Origin of the sequence: Rhizobium tropici CIAT 899 (genome assembly GCF_000330885.1) — a bacterium.
GTDB lineage: Bacteria > Pseudomonadota > Alphaproteobacteria > Rhizobiales > Rhizobiaceae > Rhizobium > Rhizobium tropici.
The window spans coordinates 237,319-262,651 of the sequence record NC_020062.1; the positions used below are offsets into that span (position 1 = coordinate 237,319).

The 25,333-nt window shown below is 57.1% G+C and carries 19 protein-coding genes and 2 pseudogenes; 18 read left to right on the forward strand and 3 right to left on the reverse strand.

What is annotated here, in order from left to right; all coding sequences use genetic code 11:
- Positions 1-64 precede the first annotated feature (64 nt).
- Positions 65-676 (reverse strand): hypothetical protein, encoded by a 612-nt coding sequence (locus tag RTCIAT899_RS23290; RefSeq protein ID WP_015342254.1) that lies wholly within the window; start codon positions 674-676, stop codon positions 65-67.
- 260 nt (positions 677-936) lie between these two features.
- On the opposite strand from RTCIAT899_RS23290, the gene RTCIAT899_RS32590 reads away from it, so the two are divergent.
- The 12 genes and pseudogenes from RTCIAT899_RS32590 to RTCIAT899_RS23350 all read left to right on the forward strand — a co-directional run bounded on the left by RTCIAT899_RS32590 (position 937) and on the right by RTCIAT899_RS23350 (position 13,663).
- Entirely contained in the window at positions 937-1,494 is a 558-nt protein-coding gene (locus RTCIAT899_RS32590; protein ID WP_015342255.1) for a sigma-70 family RNA polymerase sigma factor, read from the forward strand.
- The gene (locus RTCIAT899_RS32595) at positions 1,481-2,122 is read left to right on the forward strand and encodes an NrsF family protein (protein WP_015342256.1); all 642 of its coding nucleotides are present in this window, start codon (positions 1,481-1,483) and stop codon (positions 2,120-2,122) included. Before RTCIAT899_RS32590 ends, RTCIAT899_RS32595 begins: the two co-directional genes overlap by 14 nt.
- Before the next feature lie 276 nt (positions 2,123-2,398).
- Positions 2,399-3,113: pseudogene (locus tag RTCIAT899_RS23305) on the forward strand (IS6 family transposase).
- Positions 3,114-3,606: 493 nt separating this feature from the next.
- The gene (locus RTCIAT899_RS23310; protein ID WP_041678121.1) at positions 3,607-4,029 is read left to right on the forward strand and encodes a ParB N-terminal domain-containing protein; all 423 of its coding nucleotides are present in this window, start codon (positions 3,607-3,609) and stop codon (positions 4,027-4,029) included.
- Positions 4,026-5,387: a Y4yA family PLP-dependent enzyme gene (locus RTCIAT899_RS23315; protein ID WP_015342258.1), complete on the forward strand. Its 1,362-nt coding sequence runs from the start codon at positions 4,026-4,028 to the stop codon at positions 5,385-5,387. The genes RTCIAT899_RS23310 and RTCIAT899_RS23315 overlap by 4 nt, the downstream gene beginning before the upstream one ends.
- Before the next feature lie 11 nt (positions 5,388-5,398).
- Entirely contained in the window at positions 5,399-6,409 is a 1,011-nt protein-coding gene (locus tag RTCIAT899_RS23320) for a cysteine synthase family protein (protein WP_015342259.1), read from the forward strand.
- Complete coding sequence (locus RTCIAT899_RS23325) at positions 6,406-7,548, forward strand: NAD/NADP octopine/nopaline dehydrogenase family protein (protein ID WP_015342260.1); 1,143 nt, start codon at positions 6,406-6,408, stop codon at positions 7,546-7,548. Before RTCIAT899_RS23320 ends, RTCIAT899_RS23325 begins: the two co-directional genes overlap by 4 nt.
- Complete coding sequence (locus tag RTCIAT899_RS23330) at positions 7,545-9,425, forward strand: IucA/IucC family protein (protein ID WP_015342261.1); 1,881 nt, start codon at positions 7,545-7,547, stop codon at positions 9,423-9,425. The genes RTCIAT899_RS23325 and RTCIAT899_RS23330 overlap by 4 nt, the downstream gene beginning before the upstream one ends.
- Positions 9,422-10,696, forward strand: coding sequence for an MFS transporter (locus RTCIAT899_RS23335; protein ID WP_015342262.1), 1,275 nt, complete (start codon positions 9,422-9,424; stop codon positions 10,694-10,696). Before RTCIAT899_RS23330 ends, RTCIAT899_RS23335 begins: the two co-directional genes overlap by 4 nt.
- Entirely contained in the window at positions 10,693-11,853 is a 1,161-nt protein-coding gene (locus RTCIAT899_RS23340; protein ID WP_015342263.1) for an ABC transporter substrate-binding protein, read from the forward strand. The genes RTCIAT899_RS23335 and RTCIAT899_RS23340 overlap by 4 nt, the downstream gene beginning before the upstream one ends.
- Entirely contained in the window at positions 11,850-12,917 is a 1,068-nt protein-coding gene (locus RTCIAT899_RS23345; protein ID WP_051043332.1) for a FecCD family ABC transporter permease, read from the forward strand. The genes RTCIAT899_RS23340 and RTCIAT899_RS23345 overlap by 4 nt, the downstream gene beginning before the upstream one ends.
- 62 nt (positions 12,918-12,979) lie before the next feature.
- Positions 12,980-13,663: an ABC transporter ATP-binding protein gene (locus RTCIAT899_RS23350; RefSeq protein WP_135488101.1), complete on the forward strand. Its 684-nt coding sequence runs from the start codon at positions 12,980-12,982 to the stop codon at positions 13,661-13,663.
- A gap of 27 nt (positions 13,664-13,690) precedes the next feature.
- Here RTCIAT899_RS23350 and RTCIAT899_RS23355 read toward each other — a convergent pair whose 3' ends face one another.
- The gene (locus tag RTCIAT899_RS23355; protein WP_041678122.1) at positions 13,691-15,835 is read right to left on the reverse strand and encodes a TonB-dependent receptor; all 2,145 of its coding nucleotides are present in this window, start codon (positions 15,833-15,835) and stop codon (positions 13,691-13,693) included.
- Between the two features lie 231 nt (positions 15,836-16,066).
- A pseudogene (locus RTCIAT899_RS23360) lies at positions 16,067-16,771 on the reverse strand (IS6 family transposase).
- 249 nt (positions 16,772-17,020) lie between these two features.
- On the opposite strand from RTCIAT899_RS23360, the gene RTCIAT899_RS23365 reads away from it, so the two are divergent.
- The 6 genes from RTCIAT899_RS23365 (at position 17,021) to RTCIAT899_RS23390 (ending at position 25,310) form a co-directional block, all read left to right on the forward strand.
- A complete protein-coding gene (locus RTCIAT899_RS23365) occupies positions 17,021-17,530 on the forward strand; it encodes a zinc-binding dehydrogenase (RefSeq protein WP_015342267.1) in 510 nt (169 codons plus the stop codon).
- 143 nt (positions 17,531-17,673) lie between these two features.
- Positions 17,674-18,441: an SDR family oxidoreductase gene (locus RTCIAT899_RS23370; RefSeq protein ID WP_015342268.1), complete on the forward strand. Its 768-nt coding sequence runs from the start codon at positions 17,674-17,676 to the stop codon at positions 18,439-18,441.
- 1,276 nt (positions 18,442-19,717) lie between these two features.
- Positions 19,718-20,674, forward strand: coding sequence for a helix-turn-helix transcriptional regulator (locus RTCIAT899_RS23375; RefSeq protein ID WP_015342270.1), 957 nt, complete (start codon positions 19,718-19,720; stop codon positions 20,672-20,674).
- A gap of 494 nt (positions 20,675-21,168) precedes the next feature.
- The gene (locus RTCIAT899_RS23380) at positions 21,169-23,187 is read left to right on the forward strand and encodes a HAMP domain-containing methyl-accepting chemotaxis protein (protein WP_015342271.1); all 2,019 of its coding nucleotides are present in this window, start codon (positions 21,169-21,171) and stop codon (positions 23,185-23,187) included.
- On the forward strand, positions 23,187-23,651 hold the full coding sequence (locus tag RTCIAT899_RS23385; protein ID WP_015342272.1) for a chemotaxis protein CheW: 465 nt from the start codon (positions 23,187-23,189) through the stop codon (positions 23,649-23,651). The genes RTCIAT899_RS23380 and RTCIAT899_RS23385 overlap by 1 nt, the downstream gene beginning before the upstream one ends.
- Positions 23,652-23,909: 258 nt before the next feature.
- Complete coding sequence (locus RTCIAT899_RS23390; RefSeq protein ID WP_015342273.1) at positions 23,910-25,310, forward strand: aminotransferase; 1,401 nt, start codon at positions 23,910-23,912, stop codon at positions 25,308-25,310.
- The last annotated feature ends 23 nt before the right edge of the window (positions 25,311-25,333 follow it).

The following is a 25,333-nucleotide window of genomic DNA, read 5'->3' on the forward strand; positions in this document are numbered from 1 at the left end:
CCGCTCATTGAGCTGCCCGGCTGCGTCGGCAACCGGGCAGTCCCGTGATGTCGGCATGGATGCGTCACATTGGCGGGATGACGCCGTTTATGCCGACCACGACACGGTCGGATTCAACCGTATTGTCTCCATCGGTCGTGCCGTTGATGATGACTCCTGCGCCGGGTTTGATGTCGTCCTTCGTCGCTTTGCCGAAGGTGACGACCGGCGTGCCCGGCGGGATCGAGATCTTCTTCTCGCCGCCCTTATAGGTGAGCGACAGGGTGGGGCCGTTGACCGAGGTGACGGCGCTGGCAACCGTCGCATTGGTCATCGAGCTCTTCGGCTTCAGATCCCAGCCGTAATCGCCCTCGCCGGTGCCTTTCATCGCGGCCGGAAAGATCAGCACCTCGAGCGCCCCGTTGATGCCGCTGTCGGTCGGAACGGACGCGATGCCGACGAAATCTCCAGGCTTGATGTCTGTCACGGAGGCGTTGACGATGCCGTTGACGGCCCAGCCGGATTTCAGCTTGATCGTCACGTCCTTGCCTTCGCGCGATTTGACCATCAGCGTATCGCCGCTGAGGCTTTCCACGACGCCCCGAACGCGCGCCTTATCGGCAGCCTGTGCGGATAGTGTGGTCGCGGCACCAAGCGCCAGCACCATACCCATGATCTTCAACTTCGTGAGCGACATTCTGCTCTCCATATCTTGCATATTTTCGATATGATGCCCACCCGGCTATCTGGAGCGGGTAGGGCGATCGCTTTGGAAATGAGGCAAGGCGGCTCTGGCATCCTACCAGCGACAACCGATCGTCCCTCAATTCCGCCTCCTCATTCGGCGCTTGTGCGAATGCGTTACAGCGATCACGCCGTTGTGATCGCAGGAAGGGCGACAAAAAATCCGGTTCAGGGTGTAACAAATAGCGCCGATCAACGAATGACTGCACGCGAATGACGAAATCGGTATCGGAACAGGTCCTGAAAGGCTTGATGCTTCTCTCGCTTGACGGCGATGAGGCTGCGTACAGGCGTTTGCTCGTCATTTTGCGAGATCTGCTTTTGGCATTTTATCGGAGGAGACTTGGACCGAATGCAGACCGTGACGCCGAGGATCTGGTCCAGGAGGTGCTTTTGGCGGTGCATAGCCGGCGCATTACCTATGATCGGGAACGGCCGTTCACCGCGTGGTTCTTCCAAATCGCGAAATACAAGCTGATCGACCACTTCAGGATAAATGGCAGCAAAAGAGGCGTCGAAATTGCTTTGGGAGACGAGATCGCGGCTGAATTTCGAGAGGAAGCACTGTTTGCCCACCTTGACGTCGACCGCCTTCTCGACCGATTGCCTGCCAAACAGAGGGAGCTTCTGCGGCAGGTAAAGATCGCCGGAAAGAGCACCGCTGAAGCCGCGATCGAGAGCGGGCAGTCTGAAGCAATGGTTCGCGTCAGCATTCACCGAGGGATGCGCGCGATTGGACGCAAGCTGGGTTTTGCCAATGACGAAAAATGATGAATTCATCGACGCTCTAGTAAGTGATCTCACTCCTGTTCGCCATCATGCGCTGCGAGTGAGGCTCGCGCTTACAATTATTGTCGGCGTAACCGGCGCGGCTGTTGCGCTGCTGATATCGCTCAGCTTTCGCCCGCATCTGCACCACGTGACGGTGGCGGCGTTTTCGGTGAAGTTTTTATATACTGCTGTCTTGATGAGCGCGACGATCGTGGCCCTTGACCGGGTTGCGCGCCCCGGGGGGGCGATCAGGAGTATGGTTCTGGTTCTGGTCGTGGCATTCAGCATCGTCGTGCTTCTGGCCGTCGCTCAACTCACGCTGTCGCCGGCCTCATCCTATCCGGGTTTGATCATTGGATATTCGGCGTTCTTTTGCCCGTTCCTGATCGTGGCGTTCGGCATTCCTGCTTTCTGTGCCAACATGTGGTTTCTCAGGCGTGCAGCCCCCACGCGCCCGGCACTTGCCGGTTTCGTTGCTGGCGCTTGCGCCGGGGGCGTCGGCGGCTGGGTCTACTCCTGGGCCTGTGTCGAAAACGGCATTCCATTCATCGCGATATGGTACACGCTCGGCATCTTGCTGAGCGGGCTGGTCGGAAGCCTGGTCGGCAAATTCAGTCTGCGTTGGTAGCTTCGTTTTGACCTGCAGAGGCGCTGCAGGCATGCGGCCGATCTGAAGTCTTTCCCGATTTTTGATGGTGGCAGTCATCGTGAGGGTGATCGGGCACTTTCGCGATATGAATGGTAATCATTGATCCTACCAATCACACACCGAGGTCCTTCACATGGTTTTGAACGTGCTTTTCATTGGCGGTACCGGCCAATCTCACATCCTAGTGTCGAGCATGCTGTTGACCGTTAGCGTTGCCTTAACGGCATTTGCTGATGGAGGTGATATTCGACCGGCATGACCGAAGAACCGTTTACCCGTTACCACCGCCATCGTTTTCCAGCCGAGATTATCGCCCATGCGGTGTGGCTTTATTACCGGTTTCCGCTGAGCCTTCGCGATCTCGAAGATCTGCTTGCCGAACGCGGGATTGAAGTATCGTTTCAGACAGTGTCGGAATGGGTGATGAAATTTGGCCTCACGTTCGCTTATCAACTCCGGCAGCGATCACGCGGCAACTTTGTCGACAAATGGCATCTTGATGAACTCGTCGTGTCGATCAAGGGCAGGAAATACTGGCTGTGGCGTGCCGTCGACGCCGAAGGCTTTATTCTCGATGCGCTTTTACAACGCCGTAGGAACAACAGCGCTGCGCTGCGGCTGATGCGCAAGCCGCTCGAAAGCCAGGGAGGCATGCCCAGGGTTGATGGTCACCGACAAGCTGCGCTCCCATGCTGCCGCGAAAGCCAGGTTGATGCCCGGCGTTGAGCAGCGATCGCACGAGGGGTTGAACAACCGCGCCGAAAATTCTCATCTTCCGCTGCGGCGACGAGAGAGGCGGATGATGCGCTTCAAATCGGCGCGGCAATGTCAATGTTTCGCCTCGACACAGGGCCAGATCGCCAAGCTCCTTCATCTCCATCGGAAACATCTCACTGCCGCAGATCACCGAAAGCTTCGCGCCAGCGCCGTCAACACCTGGCGTGAAATCGCATTGTCGACCGTGCTCTGAAATTCGGAACCGCCTGCCTTCCGCGGCCACGATCCGCTAAGGCGACGCCACCGTTTGTGACTAATCTGAAGACCTTTCTGCTTAGTTTCCCCTCTTGACGCGGTTGAATTGGACGCCGAGCCAATGCGAGAGCTCTCCGAGCACCTGCAAATATCTGAACCGTCTGACTGACTAGAAACGGAAGCCGGATCTTCGTCACGAACACGGCCCTCCGCGACAGACATGGGCTCTTTGATTTTGGAACGACGCTCGCGTTGATCCAATTCAACATCTTATGCAAATTGTGACCACGTCTCGTCTTAATGGACCTGATGCCATCCCTCGGTCGAACGACTCTGAGGGGCAATTCTCAGCAAAAATTGCCAAGTAAAATGAAAACCCTTCGTTGACAGAATTGTCATGATCACGTTAAGGGTGCGATATAACATGAGTACATGCATCAAGTTTTTGGCGCAATTCTAGTGAAATAAGACAACTGAAGGTGGCTAATATCATGAAATTTCATTTTATATCCCCGCATAAGTTGATTCCAACGGAGGAGACCGATGCGGGCAGGGTTGATGAAGTTCATGGTCTCATTTCCACGGCCGGCAGCTGGACTGTCCCGATCACGGTGGAGAAGGACGCGCTTTTCGTGATGGACGGGCATCACCGTTTGGAAGTGGCGCTCCGGCTTGGGCTGCGTGCTGTTCCAGCCGTTCTCCTCGACTACAGGAGCGTACGCGTCGAGGCCTGGAGGGCCGGTGAGACGATCACGCCAGCCGACATTTATGACATCGCCCGCAGCCGAAGAAAATTTCCGATCAAAACTACCCGGCACATCTTCTTGGATGATCTCCCGGCGTGCGATGTGAGCCTCGACGATCTTCGGCAGTGGTATGAGCCTCTCGATCATTCGGAGAGGCTCGCCGGATGACCGCTCACATCATCCCGATCACGGGGGCGGAGTTGTCTCCGTTGCTCTCTCCTCTTGCCGCTGACATTTTGACAGCGAGGGCGCCGCTCCTGCACAAATGGATCGAAGAGCACGGGTCTCCGCTTCACCTCGTGCTTCCGTCGGAGCTCAAGGCAAATGTCGATGCCCTGCGCCACGTTCTCGACGGTCGGGGAGTTGGACACGCGATCTATTATGGTTCGAAAGTCAATAAATCCTCCGGCCTGATGCAAGCCGCGCTCAGGGCAGGCTCAGGCATCGACGTGTCGAGCGTTTACGAGCTTCGCGATGCTGTCAAACTTGGGGCTCAAGGTCACGATATTGTGGCGACCGGTCCCGCAAAAACGGCGCAATTTCACGACGAACTCGTCCGCATCCAGGCTCTTGTCTCCGTGGACAGTCCGGAGGAGCTGGCCGACATATCGAGCCGGTTGCCGCCAGAGGCCAAGCAACCTGTCCTTTTGCGACTACAGCCGAAAGGTCATGAGAAAAGCCGCTTTGGCATGGCTGCCGACACGGTGCGAGCATGCCTCTCACGCATCGCTGCCGATAATCGCTTCCGGTTCGACGGCATACATTTCCATTTGGGCGGATATCGCTGGCAGGATCGGGCGGTAGCGTTTGAGGAGGCTGTCAGGCTGATCGAGGAGGCCCGGACGATCGGATTTTCTCCGGCAATGATCGATATCGGCGGCGGATTGCCGGTGCAATATGTGTCCGAGGCGGCATGGGAAGAGTATCTGCAGCGCCAAAGCGCGGACGATTACCGGACGGGCAAAGTTCCGGCTTCCTTTTATCCCTATGGCGGTCCCCAATCGGCGGCGGCGTGGCTTCGTTGTTTTTTGGGCGCTTTGCTGTCGTCGGGCCAGACGATCGAAGACTATCTGAAACAACACAAGCTAACGCTCGCGATGGAGCCGGGGCGCTCTCTTGTCGACCAGGCGGCGATTTCAGCTTTCGGCATAACTCGTGTGAAGGATCTTGGAGGCGGAAATGGCGTGATTTTCGTCGAAGGCAGTAGTTTCAGCGCCTGCGAGACCTGGTTTGCTTCCGAATTCATGATGGATCCCATCCTCATACGCCAGAACAACCAGGCTCCCGCAGGGGAGGCCTTCCGGGCTTACATCGCCGGTCATAGCTGCCTCGACGAAGACGTCCTGAGCAATCGCTGGCTTAGCTTTCCCCATGCTCCCGAGGCCGGAGACGTTCTCGTCTGGGCCAATACGGGCGGCTATCAGATGGATCTCCTGGAAAATGAGTTTCATCGGCACCCGATGCCTAAGCGGATGTGCGTAACAAAGAGCGCAGCCGGCGAACTATCGATCTATCCCGATAACTAGGAGAGAACATCATGCTTCCTACGAATGTGACCCAATTGATTGGGCGCACCCCGGTCATGTCGATCGAGATCCCGAGCCTAAATTCCAAACTGGTGCTGAAGATAGAAAAGAACAATCCCGGCGGTTCCATGAAGGACCGCATGGCGCGCAGCATGGTCGTGGCGGCCTTGCAGGATGGCCGGCTTGCTCCAGGAGGCACGATTGTCGAATCGTCCTCGGGAAACACCGGCATTGGCCTGGCGCTGGCGGCGGTTGAGTTTGGGTTGAACTTCATTGCCGTCGTGGATCATCATGCCGCTCCGGACAAGATCCGCATGATGCGGGCGATCGGCGCCGAAATCCGTTATGTCGAGGGAGACTTCAAGGAAGACGAAGTGGCCGTCGTCGCCAGACAGAGACTGGCAGCACAGCTTGGGGCGCAACTGCCGGGTGCCCTGTTCATGAACCAGTCCGACAACCCTGCCAATCCCGAAGGTTATGCCGGTTATGTTGATGAACTGATGGAGCAGCTTCCCGACGGCATCGATGCTTTCGTGGGATGCGTCGGCACGGGCGGATCGATGACCGGCATTTCGCGGCGGCTCAAGCAGCTCTTACCAGCAATCCGCACGATTGCCGTGGAGCCTGCGGGCTCCATCGTGTTCGGACAACCAGGACGTCCCTATTACCAGTCCGGAACCGGCACGCCGGCCGGCGACGAAGTCGGCAAGGTCCTTGACTACAGCTGCATTGACGAAGGCGTACAGGTTACCGATCAGCAGGCATTCGAGACGGCACGTTACATTGCGCGTCGCAAGGCACTGCTCGTTGGCGGTTCGACGGGTGGGGCGATCTACAAGGCTCTCGAATTCATAGCTTCAGGGAAGTTGCAAGGTACTGTCGTGACGACCGTAGCCGACGGAGGAGAAAAATATCTCGGCTCGGTCTTCGATGACGACTGGATGGCAAAACGCGGCCTGTTCGACCCGTCCGTCGCCAGCCAGCTCGATGCGTGGCTTTTCGGGCAGGCACGCGCTGCATGAAGGTCACGATATGCGGAGCCGGGCGAACCGGCCATCTGAATGCCGTCCTGTTCAAGCAACAGGACGGCGTGGAAGTGTCCGTTCTGACATCATCGGCCGAGCTCGCCGGGAAATGGTCGAGCGGACGGCAGATCTGGCGGGTGAATTTGTCCGATGGCAGCTCTCTGGAGGGAAGGATCGATCATGTCGGTACTGATCCTCGCACGGCGCTTGCCGGAGCGGATCTGGTCGTCGTGACGCAACCTGCCCAGGCGCGTCCGGCGCTCCTCCGGCAGATCGCCCCTCATCTGCCGGAACATAAGCGCGTCTTCGTCGGGGCCATCCCGGGATTTTGCGGGTTCGACTGGCTCGCCGAGACTGCATTCGGCGATCGCGGTAATGTTGTCATCTGGGGAATGAAGGACGTCCCCCATACCGCTTACAATCTGATTGCGGGGAGCGAAGTGCGCATGGGTGGAGCGAAGGCTCAGCTCTATGCAGCACTTCATCGCCGAGAGGCGACAGCCGCGAAAGAAAAGTTATCGGATTTGCTCGGCCGGCTGTACGAAGCGCCTATCAGCATCCTTGACGACTATCTCGAGATTACGCTTACGCCTGGTAATGCATTGATGCATCCGGCTGTTCTGTACGGGCTGGTCGGTCCCGGTGCACTATGGGAGAAACGGCCCTTCGATGAGCCGATCTGCTGGTGGAGCGATTGCCCGCGCACCGGTGCTGACATGCTGGAAGCTTGCGATGCCGAAAATCAGGCGCTCAAGCACGCAGCCGAAAGGCGGCTCAAGGTCAATCTAGCAAGCGTAAAGCCGCTTCGGCAAGAGTTGATCGAGGCTTATGGCGATCAGATCGGCGACGACAGCACGATGTATTCGCTGCTGAGAACCAACGAGGCCTACGCCGGCATTCATGCGCCGCTCGTCGCCAACCCGGATGGACCGGGCCTCGTCATCGATCGGGAAAGCCGCGCCTTTCATGAAGACATTGCTTTCGGTCAGGCTCTCCTCCTGGAAATGGCCAGGCGGCTGGATGTGCCGGTACCCGCTATCGAAACGACCTATCATTGGGCGCGGGCCTATCACGGCAATCTGCCGCAGCCACCTCTGAATTTTGTTCCCGTGACATGGGCCGAGGCAATCGGATGAATGAAAATATCGTGACATCTCGTGCAGGCGGAAGCGATATGCTCGACCCGCAGCTTCACCAGCAGGCAAGACACAACGCTCTGGCGCGCCTCGTGCGATGCCTCCTTGCCGAACGCATTCTCAATCCCGATGCCCTGTTGTGGTCCGAAGATGGGAGACAGGCATGGCTTCCCTTATGGGCCGCGAGAAAGGTACTCCATTTCGCGGACCTGCAGCGCCTGCCGGCCAATACGATGCTGAACCGTGGCGTGATCGACGTCATCGACGACAAGGGCAGGCGTCGACGACTGGATGAACCTGCGGATCTCATCGCCGAAAGCTCGGCGGACTGGTCGGTCGAACCGGCCTCGGACGGGATCGCTCGCCTGCTTGCCGATATCGACAACAGCATGCAAAACGACGCATTGATCCGTCGCCACCGGGAAAACTGGATTGAATCCCTGAGCCGGAAAATAGCTGATGACGGAGACACCGGCCTTATTTCCCATCTTCAGCGCACACACCCTGTCCATCAGGCGGCCATGCTGCTGGACCAGTGGGGATCCTTGGAAGGACATCCATTTTACCCGACCTGGAAATCGAAGCCCGGCCTCTCGGCGCGGGAGGTCGAGGCTCTGTCGCCGGAGTTCGGCGCACGCGTCAATCTGCGCATAGCCGCCCTGCGGCAGGACTGGGCCTATGTCGAGATGATGTCCCACGTAGACAGCTATAACGGCTGGTTCCGCCACAATTATCCGGAGCTTTGGGACGCGTGGGTGAACGCCTTGACAGAAAAGGGGCAAACGCCTGCGGACTGGCTGCCCTTGCCGATCCATGCCTGGCACCTGGATCATTTTGTCCGCCGTGAATTTGCCGACGAGATCGCTGCCGGTGTGCTTCTGGTCGATGGACCGGAGATTGCCACAATCCCATCCATGTCCTTTCGCACGATGTTGCCGGACCTGGAAGAGGCAAGACCATTTATCAAGCTGCCCGTCGCAGTCTGGATGACAAGCGAAATGCGGACTTTGCAGGCAAAGTCCATTCACATGGGGCCGAGGCTCAGCACCCTAATCTCCGATATTCTCGCTGCGGACGAAGCCATTGGCAGCAACCTGGAGTTTTTCCGCGAAGAGCTCGGTGCGATCCTCCACCATCCCGAAACAGGCGACGAACATCCTGGCCGTTTCCTTTCGGTCGTCTATCGCGAAGTCGCTGCCATCTCACGCAAGGACGGCCTGCTGCCTGTCACGGTGGCCGCCTTGTTGGCGGCAAGCCCCGTCGATGGCCGGCCACTGATCTGCGAACTGATCGCGCGCATGGGCAACGATCGGCCAGCAGCCGCGGAATTCTTTCGCACCTACGCCGCGGTCGTTCTAGGGCCAACGATCGCCATGTATCTTTTGTATGGCATCGCTTTCGAAGCTCACCAGCAGAACAGCACGGTCCTCTTCGATCCGTCAGGGCGCCCGCAGCGTCTGGTCATTCGAGACTTTGGTGATGGCCGGAGCTTCGCTCCCTTGTTCGAGGCCCGAGGATATCAGCTGAAGCCCTTTAGTCGCGCCGGTATCTTGCCGACCACCTTCAACGACGACATCGCTCTTGTTCGGTCGTTCGTCATCGATGCATGTTTCGTTTGCCATCTCCATGAAGTGGCGCTTTGCCTGAACGAACATTTCGGGCTCAGCGAAGCATGGGTGATCCTGCGACAGCAGACCGAAGATGCTTTTGATCGGGTTCGATCCCGCATGCTGTCGGACGCGTTCTGGCTGGAGGAGCGGGAAGCGTTTCTCAATCGTCCCTGGCCAACACGGTCTGTCTTACGCATGCATCTCGAGCGGTATCGCGACTATCGCGTAGAGCACGAACTGCCAAACCCGCTGACAGAGACGCCATGACGGGGACTATCGCGGTTATTCGCGGCTTCGGGCCGGTCTTTGCTATTCTCTTCGGCCTGCAATTCATCTCCATGGGGGCCATGGAGATGAGCGGCCCGTTCTGGCCACTGCGCATCGAGGAATTGTCGTCCTCCGGTGGAATTTTCGCGTTGGCCGGAATCGGGGTCTATGTAGGCCCCATGCTCGGCGTGTCTCTGACCAGCTCGCTCTGGGGACGGATGGGTGACCGGTACGGCAACCGCCTGATGATGGTCAGAGCGCTCGCCGGGCTTGCGATCACCCAGATCCTCGTTTCCTTTGCTCAGGATGTCTGGCTGATCCTGCTCCTGCGGTTCCTGCAGGGATGTTGCGCCGGCTATATCGCGCCGGCCCAGGCCTATGGCATCCAGATTACAGGCGGCCGTAACCGAGGGGTGCTTCTGACCTGGCTTCAGGTGGCGACCAATGTCGGTTCGCTCGGCGGTGCTTTTCTGGGCGGCCTCATCCTGGATGCATCCTCCTTCACGACGATCAACCTGGCGGCCGGTTTCATCTGCGCCGTCTGTGCCATTGCCGCTTGGGCGATCTTGCCGCGACCGGTGGCGGTGGTGGTGGCGCAGGCGCAGGCGCAGGCGCAGGCGCAGGCGCAGGCGAGCAGAACTGACCGAGCCCTGGTGCGGCAAGATCATGTCGCCAAAGGGCGTGCCACGGCGCCCGTCTGGAGCCTGTTGACATTGATGGGGATGATGCTTGCCAGCCGAATGGTCTTGCAGGTGCCTTTTGCGCTGTACATGGTTGAGGTCTTTCGCGCACCTCACTGGGTCACTGGCTTCAGCTATGGCCTCCTAGCGCTCGGCTTTGTCGTGGCGGCTCCGCTCTGGGCGCAATTTTTCAATGACCGTTCGGCAAGCTTCATCCTTGGTTGGATGATCCTGATTGCTGGTGGATGCGCATTGCTCACCAGTCTTGCCGGCCTCACTCGCTCCATCGAATATTTCGCCGTGATCTATCTGCTCTGGGGCAGCCTGTTGGGTGGTACGACACCCATTCTCGTGGCGCTGATTTCCGCAGCGACAGCCGATGGTCGTCAGGGCTCGGTGCTAGGCACTGCCCAGTCCTGGCAGCAGATCGCATCAGTGGCGGGGATAGCCATCGGAGCAGGCACTACCCAGATATTCGGACTTGCAAGCGTTTTCCCTCTCGTGTCGCTGCTTTACGCAGTATCCCTTTTTACTGCCGTCGGCCTGTGGTTGTGTGCACGCCCGCGGCTACCTGTTGGAGATTCCCTGTGACCTGCCTTCGCATCCACGCGTTTGCGATAATCCTGTTGCTGACGCCGATCGCCGCGCTCTCTGCTCGCGCAGAAAATGATGCGGTTCCGCAAACGACGATTACCGTCAAGGATATCGCCGGGCGTGATGTGCAAATTAAGGTACCCGTCGGCAGGATGCTGCTCGGAGAAGGCAGACAGCTCTATCTGGTCGCATCGCTCGACAGAGAGGATCCGCTGCAGCGGATCGTCGCATGGCGTAACGATCTGATCGAAGCTGATCCCGCGACCTACAAGCAATATCTCGACAAATTCCCCGAGCTTGCGAAATTGCCGACCTTCAAGGGAAATGAAGGAAGTCTGATCGATATCGAATCCGCGATCGTGAAGAAACCAGACGTGGTTCTCCTCAACCTGGAAGCCAAACAGGCCAATGAAGACGCTCAGTATGTCGAGAAACTCGCATCTCTCGACATACCGGTCCTCTATATCGATTTCAGGCACAATCCACTTCAGAATACGGACCCGACCATCCGGCTGCTCGGCAAGATCATGGGGCGCGAGGAGCGAGCCGAAGACGTGATCGCGTTCCGCAAACAGGCCATGGAACGGGTCGAGGACGTGCTTGCCAAGACGAAGCCGGGGCGTCCAAAGGTTTTCATCGAGCGTATCGGCGGATATACGGAGGACTGCTGCCTGTCCTTCGGCGCCGAGAATTTCGGCAAATATGTCGATCTGGCAGGCGGGCACAATATTGGCAGTGATTTTCTGCCTTCGACATTCGGGCAGCTCAGTCCCGAACAGGTGGTCGTCTCCAATCCCGATCAGGTCATTGTCACCAGCGCCGATTGGCAAGCCTACGTGCCTGGCGGCCGCTGGATTCCTGTTGGCCCAAATGCAGATCTGGATGCCTCGAGGAAGAAGCTCGAGTGGTATACGATGCGGGATGCTTATGCCGGGACAACGGCGCAGACGAAGCGCAATTTCCATGCCATCTGGCACCAGTTTTACAACAGCCCCTACGAATTTATCGCGGTCCAATGGATTGCAAAATGGCTTCACCCCGATCTCTTCACCGATCTCGACCCGGACAAGACGTTCGCTGAATATCACAAGCGCTTCCTGCCGATCGCCTATCAACCCGGCTACGCCGTCAGCCTCGATGCCCAAGTACAATGACTGAAACCCAGAGAGCCATGGGCCACGGTAATGCGGTCGGCCGCTATCGCCTGGCAAACCTCAGAAAACATCTTGTGCTTTGTCTGCTGCTTGCAGGCGTAGTCTTTGCGTTTCTCGCCGATATTGCCACCGGTCCAGCCTGGTACGGACTGGACGATGTGTTGAAGACCACGCTGATGCCCGCGGATGCGCAGCCCCAGATGCGTGTTGTGATCTGGTCCATTCGGATGCCGTCAGCCCTCATGGCTATTGTCGTCGGAATGGCGTTGGCGACCGCCGGCGTTCAGATGCAGACGGTCCTTAACAACCCGCTCGCGAGCCCGTTCACTCTTGGAATTTCGTCTGCAGCAAGCTTCGGTGCGGCGCTCGCTCTCGCTTTCGGCCTGTCCTTCATTCCAGTCGCCGGCGAATATATCGTTGCGGTCAATGCTTTTATCATGGCACTTGGATCTGCCCTCATCATCCATTCAGTGGGATTGCGGCGGGGAAGCTCTGTCCAGACGATCGTGTTGCTCGGCATCGCGCTGGTGTTCAGCTTCAATACCGCATTGGCGATGGTTCAGTATTTTGCAAACGATCAGGCTGTTGCCTCCATCGTGTTCTGGACGATGGGCAGCTTGACCAAGGCAACCTGGCCGAAGCTTGCCGTGACAATCGCCGTCCTGGTTCTCACCATTCCCATCTTCGTCTATCGACGCTGGCAGTTGACGGCACTTCGGCTCGGAGAGGCTCGCGCGGCATCCTTTGGAGTCCCGGTTCGTCGCCTTCGACTGGAAACGCTCGTGCTCATATCGCTCCTGTCATCCATCCCGGTCGCATTTGTCGGAACGATCGGGTTTGTCGGACTTGTGGCGCCACACATTGCGAGGATGCTTGTCGGTGAGGATCAGCGGCACCTGCTTCCTGCCAGCGCCATGATCGGAGCCTTGATCATGTCTTCCAGTTCCACGATGGCGAAAGTTCTCGTGCCGGGCGCGGTTTTACCGATCGGCGTCATAACCGCCGTCATAGGCCTGCCGATCTTCTTTTATCTTATCCTGAAGGGAGGGCGGGAAACGTGGTAGTACTCAGCACAAACGCGTTGGGGGCGGTTTACGGCGCACGATCTGTCCTCCGCGAGGTATCCTTGCCTCCATGCCACGGAGGAGAAATCATCGCGCTGATCGGAGCCAATGCTGCGGGCAAGTCGACGCTTCTGCGCCGTATAGCCGGCATTCTTCCGGGCACCGGAGAATGTTGGCTGGCGGGTGTCGACGATCGCGAAACCGCGATCGCTTACATGCCGCAGGATCAGGTGAGCGGAGCGGCGTTGACCGTCTTCGAAGCCGTGCTTTTGGCGCGCAAGCAGACCAGCGGCTGGAAGCTGGCTGATGCGGATCTCCATGAGGTCGAGCGAGCATTGGCCGCTTTGCAAATCGCAAATCTCGCGTCGGAATATGTTTCGGAGTTAAGCGGCGGTCAGCGCCAGCTCGTGGCCCTTGCGCAATGCGTTGTCCGCACTCCGACGGTGCTACTTCTCGACGAGCCGACGAGCGCCCTTGATCTCCATCGTCAATTCGACGTCATGAGGCATGTCAGCTCACTGGCGAAGGAAAAGGGACTACTCGTCATCATCGCCGTGCATGACCTGAATCTGGCGATGAAGTTTGCAGACAAGATCGCCATTCTTGCGCATGGAACATTGCATGCTTTCGGCCCAGTCACCGAAGTGCTGACGCCCGGAAATCTCGAGGTGGCATTTCGTGTGAAAAGCCGTCTCGAGACATGTTCTCAAGGCAAGCTTCACCTGATCGTCGATGATGCAGTATGAAGCCTGCCTAGGCTATTTTCAATCGCCTCAGAAGTCCGTGGTCATCGATACCTTGAAAGTTCGCGGCGCACCCTGGGCGATCGTGCTGAAGCTGGCGACCCCAGACCAATAATCCTTATCGAAGACGTTTTCGACGGAGGCCCGGAATGTGACGGGCCTCTTTTCGATCTCCGTCTTGTAGCGCGCGCCGAGATCAAGCCGCGTCCAGGAAGGGATCCTTAGCGTGTTCGTGGTGTTGATATACTGTTCGCCGGTGTGAATGACATTGGCCGTCAGCGTCAGGCCTTCCAGGAAAGACGCATCCCATTCCGCCCCGATGTTCGCCTGGATCTTTGGCACGCCGACCGGGCGCTTGCCGCGGGTCGCAGCGCTCGAGGTATTCGTCAGTTCACCATCCATCAGCATCAAGCCGCCAAGCAAGCGCAAATCGTCCGTGACTTCGCCAAACACGTTGAACTCAACGCCGCGATTGCGCTGTTCCCCGCCGGCGGTAAAGAGCTGGCCGCCGCCGCTTGGCTCCAACTGGCCGAAGGGCTTCTCGATCTGGAATGCGCTGACAGTCATGGCAATCTGTCCGAGGTCGACTTTGGTACCGATCTCGTATTGCGTAGTCTTGTATGGAGCGAGCGTTTGGCCCGCATTGATGGCCGTGGTGGGAGCGGTATCGCCTATGCTCAGACCCTGCGCGTAGTTGGCATAGAAGGAAACCTCGTCCCAGGGACGGACAACGAGGCCAACGAGGGGCGTGACGGCATCCTCATCCGAAGATGACGACACGGCGCCTGTTGTCGCATTGAAGTTCTTCGAGTCGATCTGCTGGAAGCGACCGCCGAGAGTGAGCTGCACGCGCTCGTCGAGCATCGACAAGGTGTCCGACAGGCCGATACCGGACAGCCTGGCTTCAGAGACCTTCGGCACTGAACTGGGATTGGCGACGAACTGCTCGATACGACGGACAGGGTCGTACATGTTGCTCAGCTGGGCAGTGCCCGAAACGATCGCACGATCGAGGCTCTGGTGGAGATAGCTCGCCTGCACGGTCATCATGTGGGAGATCGGCCCAGTGTCAAACTTGGCGCGGATGCCCGTTTCTGCCGTCAGTCTATCGACGTCGAACACCGCATTCTGTGGCGTAATGCTGACGTCGCCTGCCGGGTTGAGGATGGTTGGCAGGCCAAAAAGGCGGTGCACATGGGAATTGCCGCCGCCGACGGCGCCAAACCAGGTGATATCGTCGGTCACATCATATTCGACCCGGCCCAAAACCGAGCGGTCCGTACTCTTCGACCACTCCCACGGCTCCTGGACATTGAGCGATCCGTCGGGCGCGCTCGGCACAATCAAGCCGGTGGTTTGAAAGAAGGGACGTTGCGGCGCGTCAAAAGTTTCGCGCTGTCCGATTACGTCGAGTGTGGCTCGAAGATTTTCCCCTTGATAATCAAGAGCCAGGGCTCCGACGTAAAAGTCCCGTGTCTGATCATCAATCGGGGTGTCGCCACCGTGGACACTGCCGTTAAGACGAATACCGAATTGCCGTTCGTCGCCGAACCGCCGCGACACGTCGACATGAACACCGCCCTGAAAGTCGGAAGCGTAATCTGTCGTCAGCCGCGTCAGATCCTCATCGAGCGCCCGCTTCGGAACGATGTTGATGGTGCCGCCGACGGCGCTGTTGGGAGAAATTCCGTAAAGGAAAGCTGTCGGACCCTTTAGCACCTCGACCCGCTCGGCATATTCGGTGAAGACCCGGTACGTAGGGGCGATGCCATAAATCCCATCAAACGCGATTTCGCCGGCGTTGCCTTCGCCGACCGGAAAGCCTCTGATGTAGAAAGAGTCCAACATCCCCCCGGAGGAGTGGGTATTTCTGACAGACGGATCGTTGTCCATCACCTCGCCCACGGTCTGGGCACCCTGGTCCTCGATTTTCTGAGATGTATACCCAGTCACATTAAAAGGGGTCTCCATGAAATCCCGGTTTCCCAGAGCCCCTAGGCGTGCGCCTTTCGCAACCTGGCCGCCTGCATATTCTTCCGGCAGGGTTCCGATCGTGGACGTGGCGTCTTTCTTCGCGGTAATCACTATTGGTGCCAATTCGGTGGCACTCTGCCCGTATGCGGCACCGTTTGCCACAGCGCTTATAACGACTGTGCACCCCAACATAAACTTCATGTAAAAATCCCCTAACCAGTCATCGCCTGATCTCGTAAGCCGCGACCATCGGCACAAAACCGCTAAATAACATGATAAAAGATGTCAAGTTTTAATGGGATGCATATGTCCTTGAAGCCACAGAACAATCATCGTCTTGAGGGGTGGTGAGGCCGGACTAGGTTTTCCTTATGCACAAAGGTGGCGTCGCCTTAGCGGATCGTGGCCGCGGAAGGCAGGCGGTTCCGAATTTCAGAGCACGGTCGACAATGCGATTTCACGCCAGGTGTTGACGGCGCTGGCGCGAAGCTTTCGGCGGTCTGCGGCAGTGAGATGTTTCCGATGGAGATGAAGGAGGTTGGCGATCTGGCCCTGTGTCGAGGCGAAACCTTGACATTGCCGCGCCGATTTGAAGCGCATCATCCGCCTTCTCGTCGCCGCAGCGGAAGATGAGAATTTTCGGCGCGGTTGTTCAACCCCTCGTGCGATCGATGCTCAACGCCGGGCATCAACCTGGCTTTCGCGGCAGCATGGGAGCGCAGCTTGTCGGTGACCATCAACCCTGGGCATGCCTCCCTGGCTTTCGAGCGGCTTGCGCATCAGCCGCAGCGCAGCGCTGTTGTTCCTACGGCGTTGTAAAAGCGCATCGAGAATAAAGCCTTCGGCGTCGACGGCACGCCACAGCCAGTATTTCCTGCCCTTGATCGACACGACGAGTTCATCAAGATGCCATTTGTCGACAAAGTTGCCGCGTGATCGCTGCCGGAGTTGATAAGCGAACGTGAGGCCAAATTTCATCACCCATTCCGACACTGTCTGAAACGATACTTCAATCCCGCGTTCGGCAAGCAGATCTTCGAGATCACGAAGGCTCAGCGGAAACCGGTAATAAAGCCACACCGCATGGGCGATAATCTCGGCTGGAAAACGATGGCGTCTGAAGGGAGCAGGAGAGATTTCGGTCTTTGCCACCAAATACCAACCCGCTCCCGACAGACTCGTTAACCCGACGCTAACGCCACAACTGAATGAGGTTGACCGAGACGCCGTAAGTACATTGCGCATCTCGCCGTCCGATGACACCGCTTCGAATATCCTGACGAAGCTGCAATTTGAACGGCGTCGAATGCCGCCGATATGGACCTAGTGATTTCATGAGCCTTCTCCGATTGAGGCCCGCAGAGCATATCAGTTTCTGGCCTTTCGGTGATATATTGGGCTCGACGTTTCGGAGCATCGCGAATCGAGGTTGTCGAGGGGAACCCCGCTCGCATTGAAATGGCGATGGCGATGGGCGCTGAAGGCAGCCGTCCTCCAGCGGCCCAAGACGGTCAGCAAGGCGGCGAGGGCAGGGAAGCTAGGGCGGAATTCGTCTTCGAATGCGTCGGCAAGCCCGGTCTTCTGAGCGCAGCGGTATCGATGGTCCGGCCAAGGGGCACTGTTGTCTCTCTTGGCTTTTGCATGGCGCCGGAGTCATTCGTGACTGCGCAGGCAGCAATGCGCGAGGTGGTTCTGAAGTTTCCGATACTTTATTCCTTGCGCGACTATCAGATCGCCATCGACTCCCTTGCCGCCGGTCATGTCGAGCCACGTGCCATGATCACGAACGTCGTTAGCCTCGATATTTTGCCGGGCGTCTTTGAGCGACTGAGAACTCCGAGTCACGAGTGCAAAGTGATGATTGATCCGTGGGGTGATGCGCCATCGCGATCATGATCGAACCGGCCTCAATGAGATGAGGGCATGTTCATTTCGATAGCGTTGTCTGTGGGCCGGCGGCTTTCTCTGTCCCAGTACAAACAAGAGCATGAATGGAACCGGTGTGCCAAGGGCGCACCAATTAGGAACAGGAGGAAAAAGTGAATAGATCGATTGTTGTTACCGGTGCAGCGAGCGGAATTGGCAAGGCCACAGCCGAGCTTCTTGAGTCTAGAGGCGACCGAGTGGTTCGAGTCGACATTCGGAATGCAGATATCAACGCGGATCTTGCCACAATAGAGGGGCGGGCGGAGGCGGTGGCCCTACTTAAGGAAAGCTTGAAAGACGGCGTCGACGGGATCGTGACGTGGGCAGGGCTCGGCGGTCCTGTTGGAGCCACGCTCCTCGTGAATTTCTTTGGAACAATAGACCTCGTAGAAGGTATTCATCCGCTCCTCCTGATGTCTACGGCCCCCAGGGTGGTCGTAACGTCTTCCAGAATGTCCCTGGAGAAGCCCAACGAGGAAATCGTTGCGCTGCTTCTAAAGCGCAACCTGACCGAGATAGTGAGACGCTATCCGAGCTCGGAAGATCCGACCGAGTTCTACTGCGCGACCAAGGTCGCCATCAATCGCTGGATGAGGCATCTCGCCGTCTCGCCCGACTGGGGCGGGAGAGGGATCAAGGTCAATGCCATCGCTCCCGGCCTGACTGAGACGCCGATGACCCGCTCGACGCTCGATAATGACGTCCAGAGACAATATCTGCTGGCGATGCATCCCCAGGCGGAGAACGTGCTGTCCCAACCGATCGAGCTCGCGGAAATCGCAAGGTTTCTGGTCGGCCCAGAATCGTCCATGCTCATCGGTCAATGTATCTATGCAGACCGCGGCACCGAGGCCATTTTGCGGGGTGTGAACCCCTTCTAACGGGAAGCAAGTCCGTGTTGCCTAGCATCGGGGGATCGGATTCCGGCCGGATGCTGGAGACGACTGGCGTCAGCGGTCTTCTCTCTTGCGTTCAACCGATTTTTGAAATTTCACCTGTGTGGCCACGCGGTGTTCCGATGCCACGTTGTCCTTATGTCTTGATCCGTGATCGCCTTCTTGGATGAGCGCTTACCTCAATCCTCAAATGGACGGATCTGGGGCGCCATGGCTCGAAGCGTTGGGGGGAGAATGCTGTCGCATTGCGCAACGGCCATGGCGCCGATCGTCATCATGACGATCGGCAGCAGCAAATCCCATGTGCCGTGTCCTGCGCAAGATTCGGCTCGAGTTATACATATTCTCCGCAATTCGCTTGCGCGTATCGGATCGTCCGTTCGGATGCGGGATATGTGTCGACTGCGTGGAAAAGCTTTCGCGTCAGCTCCGTCTCGTAAAATCGTGGCTTGAGTGGGAACAGGGTAGCGCGGAGTCAAGTCTGTGACGACAATGAATGCGACATCAGACATAAGACAAAATTTCTATCAAAGCAGGCGCGGAGGCGATTCGTCCGTGTATGGAGGCGCCGCGCAAACAGCGCCTGTTGGCGATTTTTTAGCAATTCCACGGGCAGAAAGCGACGATTGGCAAATGAGCTCGGTTGAAATGAGCGGTTCGCCGCAGCACCTCTTGGCCGATGCTCTATGGTCCCTTACAGTAGCGAACGCGTTGAAAATTGACGATGCAAGAGACGGGAAATCCGATAGGTTGTAGACGTTTTGCGCGCGTGTATCCAATAAAAGCAGAAAGCGCTCCAGCGCATCAAAGCGGGGCAATGCCCGACTTTCATCAAGCAACTAGTCTACGATAGAACCTAATCGCCAACTGGATCGCCTGGGAAGGGCGCTCGGTAATTGGGGGGCTGAATGCAGGGCATAAAATGGCATGAAACAACCCACTTAGACTTGAATAGAATAGCTGACAGAGAATGCGGAGCCTTGGGGACCGAATTCCTTCAGTAAAACGAGTAGTAGCAATCGAAGCAAGCAGCGCTGTTTAGACGTTAAAGGAATAAGCCCTCTGACATGCCTAAATCTATCTGCGAACCTCTCGTTGCGATGTAGGCGCCTATATGCGCTTCACCCATCCCTCCGCGATCAAAACTACCACTAAAGCCATCGTAGTGTCATGCTTCGGATACTGGGCACAAGAAAAGTGCCAACAGTTAACGTGACGGCCAGCGATACCGTCAATCGCAAAGGATGAGATTGGAACTGGCATGCAGACGTTGAAAGGTTCGAGCTTTGACGAGATGGTCGCAGCCTTGACACAGGGCTACGGTTCATTTGATGGATGGCGTCTCGGCCGGGACGAGCCGCTAGATTGGCAGGTTAATTTTTGGGCCAATGAGAGATTGTCATTGGTAACCAATCGGGATAACGGCGGCTGGTGTGCTCGGACTGCTTCGGAGACACCAGAGACGCTCTCATTGGTATTGACTCGTTCGGGTGCGATCACCGTTTCCGGACTTTCCCGAGAAGTGGTTGGAACGCCGGGCAAACTTTTGCTTATCAACAATCATGAGCCGGACATTATCTCCGTTGCGCCAGGCTATCATTTATCCGAAAGTTTGCAATTGAGTTGGGCAGCAATTGCGCAAGCGTATGCTGCGGCCTTTGAGGCGCCGCTGGTGGGTCGTCTTGATATAGGGCAAGCGCTTGACCTGCAGGAAAAGCCAACAAATCTACTCAACATGTTATGGCAAACGATCTATTTCGGTGTCAAGGACGGAGGGCCACTTCTGCAGTGCCCGATTGCGTTGTCGAATCTGACAGAAGCAATGGCCGACCTGATTATCCGTGCAGTCCCTCATGCGCATTCTCATCTTTTGCAAAAGAAAATCCATCTTATATCCCCAAGGCATGTTCGTCGCGCAATCGATTTCATGCAGATGAATATCAGTAAGCCGTTGTTAATAAGGGAAGTGGCGGAGGCTGCCGAAGTATCCGTTCGAGCATTGGAAATCGGGTTCAGGACATTCAAGGGCCGTTCACCGTCAGAGTTTCTGCGTGAAATGCGGCTTATGTCGGTCAGAAATGATCTCTTGGATTCCGGAAACAACGAACCCCTGTCGAAGCTATGCTTGAAATGGGGCTTCTTCCATTTCGGTCGCTTCTCCGCAACCTACCAGGCAGCATTTGGAGAGAAGCCGTCCGAAACAAGACGGCGGCGATAAGACAGCTATACCTGGTGTGCATCCGAAACTTCGAGCGCAAACCCGTCTATATTGGCTGCTGCTTTTGCTCTGCCACCCTTTCCTCGTCCATGCCGCGCAAAAACATCGTTGCACGCGCATGAAATCGCTGGTTCGTCTTTGTAATTTCGAGGGTGACAGCGCTAGAGGAAATCATCTGTTTCCTTGTAATTGCCTGGCGCCCGCTTCGACCCCCTACCTTCGATAAACATGAGAAGGCAACGTTAGGCCAGTTTCTGAACTCTCTATCCAAAATACGCATGTAAGTACGAGCTTCTCGATCTAAAAAGTTTTTATTAACCAACTATTATAAAGTATAATATCGAATGAGAACTGTACTTATCGAATATAAGTATATTTTATGATTTAAATGATTTGAATCGTTTCGGAAAATGCCAATTAACGGATTCACCATCTACATCCTTACGTGAATCAACATTTCGTTGCGCTCGCTAGCGCAAGAGAGGTTGCCGTCTATGCTCGCGAATACATTGAAATCTCTAAAGATCGGCAGGAAATTGCTGATATTAACTCTCGTGACGGTCGCGATCGGCACGGGCGTCGGTATCTATGAAGCCGACAAATTGCGATTGATCGACAACACATACACCGCACTGGTCGATAGCGACGTCGAGGGATCGATAAAACTGGCCGAGATCACTGGCAATTCGGACGCGATTGGTCGTGTTCTGTATCGCATGATCGCAGAGACGGATCCGGCCGACATGCAGAAATCCGTCGAAGAGTTAACGCAGGTTTTTGACGAAACGACCAAGTTCATCGACCAGGCGGCAAGCCATTATCCCCGGCGAAGGGACGACTTTGCAAAATTGGCAACTGATCTCGCGGCCCTGCGGGCCTTGGCGGGGCCGATCCAGAAGGTAGCCTTGGTCAAAGACAAGACAACAGCCTTCCAGCTTACCAAGGACACATTCAGGCCCGCGCGTCGGAAATTCGATGCTGATTCCAACACGCTTTACGATTGGGCGAGGTCGGAGCTGAAGCGGAAGGACGATGCGGCGAGGGTCGTCACCCGCACGACGATTGTGACCACCTATGCTGTTCTCGGTGCGGGTGCCTTGTTTGCGCTTTTGCTCAGCGTCTACGTGACCAGCACGCAAATTGTGCGACCGCTGAATGGTCTGACTGAGACGATGACCGTGCTGGCCGATGGCAATCTCGCGGTCGATGTTCCCGGTTCCGAGCGCGGCGATGAACTGGGCGCGATGGCACGTGCTGTCGAGGTGTTCAAGCAGAACGGCATCAAGGTGCGGGAGATGAATGCGCAAGAAGCGGCATTGCAGGCCAAGAGTGCCGATCTGCAGTCGAGCATCGGCGACGTGGTCTCGGCCGCTGTTGCCGGTGACTTCACGCAGCGTATCACCAAGCGTTACGACAATGCCGATCTCGATCGTTTTGCTGCAAGCGTCAATGAGCTTGTGACATCCGTCGATCTTGGTGTCGCTGAAACGCGCCGCGTTGTTTCGGCACTCGCCGATGGTGATCTGACGCAGAACATGCGCGGTGAATTTCAGGGCGCTTTCGGCGAGCTGAAGCATAATGTCAACACCACCATGTCGAATCTCCGCTCCGTACTCGGTGAGGTTCGTTCGGCGATCGACACGATCAATGGCGGCGCAGGCGAAATGCGTAGGGCTTCTGGCGATCTATCGAAGCGGACGGAGCAGCAGGCCGCCGCGCTGGAGGAGACTTCTTCTGCTCTCGAGGAGATTACCGTTGCTGTGAAAAGCTCCACGGAGCGGGCAACCGAAGCCAGTCTCATGGTTGACGAAGCGCGCAGGAGCACTGAGCAGTCGAGTGACGTTGTCAAAGATGCAGTTGCTGCAATGGGGCGCATCGAGCAAGCATCAGGTGAAATCAGCCAGATCATCAATGTTATCGATGAGATCGCCTTCCAGACAAACCTTCTCGCTCTCAATGCCGGCGTGGAAGCGGCCCGTGCTGGCGACGCGGGCAAAGGCTTTGCCGTCGTCGCCCAGGAAGTGCGTGAGCTTGCACAGCGCTCCGCGACGGCCGCCAAGGATATCAAGACACTGATCAACAGATCTGGTGGCGAGGTGAATACGGGTGTCAAATTGGTCACGGCAACCGGCGAGGCTCTCGGTCTGATCCAGGGCCATGTCATCAAGGTCAATGAGCACGTACATTCGATCGCCACGGCCACGCGCGAGCAATCGACCGGATTGTCCGAAGTCAGCACCGCAGTGAGCCAGATGGACCAGACGACACAACAGAATGCGGCGATGGTGGAGGAATCCACGGCTGCCACCAACCGGCTTGCTGACGAGGCGGCCAATTTGGCTCAGCTCATCGCTCGCTTTAACCTCGGCGGCCAGGTCTCCGCACCTCGTGCTGCGCAGCAAGACAGCAAACCCGTTGCTTCGCCTGCTCGCGCTCTGACCCAGAAACTCGCTGGAGCATTCGGCGGGCGTGGCGCAGCCGCTGCCGCGGCTAAGGAATGGGGGGAGTTCTGATGGAGGCCGTGTTCGATGGCGCGACGCTTGAGATCATAGCTTTCCATCTCGGCGAGCAGCAATTCTGTATCCGGACGACTGCCATCCGGGAAATCAGGGGATGGGCGGCGGCGACGCCGCTGCCCCACGCGCCGCGTGATGTTCTTGGTGTGATGAATCTGCGCGGTTCCGTGATCCCGGTTATCGACCTTGCGGCAAAGCTTGGGATTCGCAGCGCAACCCATACCGATCGCGGTGCCATCGTTGTGGCGGAAATTGGTGATAACATTATCGGCCTGGTGGTCGATCGGGTTTCCGATATCCTATCGGTCGCCAATGACCGGATCCAGCCAGTGCCCGACCTCGGCAGGACATTTGATCCAGCTTTTTCCCACGGGATCATTCCCCTTGAGCACGGCATGGTCTGCTTCCTCAATATCGACCACATGTTCGCCAATCTTGAAGGAGCGTCCAAGCCTGCTTAAGGGCCGGTGTTAACGCTCAGGTCGGCGGGGGTGCCGATGAGCCGTTCATGAGCAAAGTCGGCACGTTGTTGCCGATCGCGCCGCCTTCCGTCTCACAGCATTCGCAAAAAGTTCGGGCCTTCGGTAAAACGTTTTTGCGTGAACCATAAGGATAATGTTCATTATTTAGGCAACCTCGCCGTGCGCGGTGGCTAGAGCGGCACCGTGTTTAATGCTCGATTGTGACATATCTTGGCATTAAGGACGTGGAGAATTGCTATGGTTGAACCAGCACTTTCGCAACCGGAGACCGATGCTCCCCGTAACGAGCGTTTTCATCTGATTCAGGCCGCCCCGACAGCGGGGAGTATCGGTGCCGAAGCTCGCGAGCTCATCAAGTCTTCTGAAGATATCTTCGTCTTTGACCAGAGCGGCAGAAAATTGATCGACGGACCCGCGGGCATGTGGTGCATCAACGTTGGGCATCGCAACCAGGCCCTGGCGGACGCAATGCACGAACAGGCGATGTCGCTGACATACTCCACGCCATGGTATACGAGTAATGCGCCAGCGGAGAAGCTTGCGCAGATGCTTGCGGCGCGGGCGCCGGGCGATCTCAATCATGTGTTTCTTACAACAGGCGGTTCGTCCGCGGTCGAAACTGCGATACGGCTCGTGCAGTTCTACAACAATGTACGTGGTCTGCCGCAAAAGAAGTTACTGGTGTCCCGCCAAGGAAGCTACCATGGGTCGACCTACCTAACCGCATCGCTGAACGGTCGCCCCCGGGATCACGACTGGATGGATGGCGCAAGCGATCTCGTGAGAAAACTGACCTGCCCTAACCCTTTCCATCGGCCTGCCAACCTGTCAGTGGAGGCCTTTGAAGATTTCCTCGTCGATGAATTTCGCTCGCTCATCGAGCATGAAGGTGCTGACCGGATCGCGGCCTTTGTTGCCGAACCGATTCAGGCAAGCGGTGGAGTCTTGATGTCGCCGCCGAACTATCTCAGCCGTATGCGTGCACTCTGCGCAGAGAATGACATCCTCTTTATCGCGGACGAGGTTGTAACAGCGTTCGGACGGCTCGGCCATATTTTTGCGTCGGAGGATGCGTTCGGGATCCGGCCGGATATGATAACCTTCGCAAAGGGTGTCACCTCAGGATATTTTCCCCTGGGTGGCGTCATGGTGTCGGAGCGTTTGTTCACCGAACTTCGCCGCTCAAACCATCCTAACGCCAATTTCGTGCATGGTCTGACCTATTCCAGCCACCCCATCGGCTGCGCGGTCGCAATCCGCAATATCGAACTGCTGGAAGACGGCCTCCTCGAGCATGCGCGTGAAATCGGCCCCTATTTTCAGGAGCAGTTGCGAACGCTGGAGGAACTTCCGCTCGTGGGCGAGGTCCGTGGCGCCGGCCTTATGGCGGGCATCGAATGTGTTGCCGATGCCAAAGCCGAGAATCCTCTCGATCTCGATTTGACTGTCGGTAAGCGGATCGACTTTCATTGCCAGGAGAATGGGCTTCTCGTCCGGCCCCTCATCAACATGTGCGTCATGTCGCCGCCGCTCACCATTAGCCGCTCGCAAATCGACATGATGACCGATGCGCTTCGCAAAGGGATTGAAGCCACGGCACGAGACCTGATCGGCGAGGGGCTTTGGCGGCCGGCATGACCCGTTAACTGCCTCCCTTTTAA

Bases quoted from the DNA above. Each gene is read 5' to 3' on its own strand.
- RTCIAT899_RS23290 (WP_015342254.1), bottom strand. From the start codon at position 676: ATGTCGCTCACGAAGTTGAAGATCATGGGTATGGTGCTGGCGCTTGGT.
- RTCIAT899_RS32590 (WP_015342255.1), top strand. From the start codon at position 937: ATGACGAAATCGGTATCGGAACAGGTCCTGAAAGGCTTGATGCTTCTC.
- RTCIAT899_RS32595 (WP_015342256.1), top strand. From the start codon at position 1,481: ATGACGAAAAATGATGAATTCATCGACGCTCTAGTAAGTGATCTCACT.
- RTCIAT899_RS23310 (WP_041678121.1), top strand. From the start codon at position 3,607: ATGAAATTTCATTTTATATCCCCGCATAAGTTGATTCCAACGGAGGAG.
- RTCIAT899_RS23315 (WP_015342258.1), top strand. From the start codon at position 4,026: ATGACCGCTCACATCATCCCGATCACGGGGGCGGAGTTGTCTCCGTTG.
- RTCIAT899_RS23320 (WP_015342259.1), top strand. From the start codon at position 5,399: ATGCTTCCTACGAATGTGACCCAATTGATTGGGCGCACCCCGGTCATG.
- RTCIAT899_RS23325 (WP_015342260.1), top strand. From the start codon at position 6,406: ATGAAGGTCACGATATGCGGAGCCGGGCGAACCGGCCATCTGAATGCC.
- RTCIAT899_RS23330 (WP_015342261.1), top strand. From the start codon at position 7,545: ATGAATGAAAATATCGTGACATCTCGTGCAGGCGGAAGCGATATGCTC.
- RTCIAT899_RS23335 (WP_015342262.1), top strand. From the start codon at position 9,422: ATGACGGGGACTATCGCGGTTATTCGCGGCTTCGGGCCGGTCTTTGCT.
- RTCIAT899_RS23345 (WP_051043332.1), top strand. From the start codon at position 11,850: ATGACTGAAACCCAGAGAGCCATGGGCCACGGTAATGCGGTCGGCCGC.
- RTCIAT899_RS23355 (WP_041678122.1), bottom strand. From the start codon at position 15,835: ATGAAGTTTATGTTGGGGTGCACAGTCGTTATAAGCGCTGTGGCAAAC.
- RTCIAT899_RS23375 (WP_015342270.1), top strand. From the start codon at position 19,718: ATGCAGACGTTGAAAGGTTCGAGCTTTGACGAGATGGTCGCAGCCTTG.
- RTCIAT899_RS23380 (WP_015342271.1), top strand. From the start codon at position 21,169: ATGCTCGCGAATACATTGAAATCTCTAAAGATCGGCAGGAAATTGCTG.
- RTCIAT899_RS23385 (WP_015342272.1), top strand. From the start codon at position 23,187: ATGGAGGCCGTGTTCGATGGCGCGACGCTTGAGATCATAGCTTTCCAT.
- RTCIAT899_RS23390 (WP_015342273.1), top strand. From the start codon at position 23,910: ATGGTTGAACCAGCACTTTCGCAACCGGAGACCGATGCTCCCCGTAAC.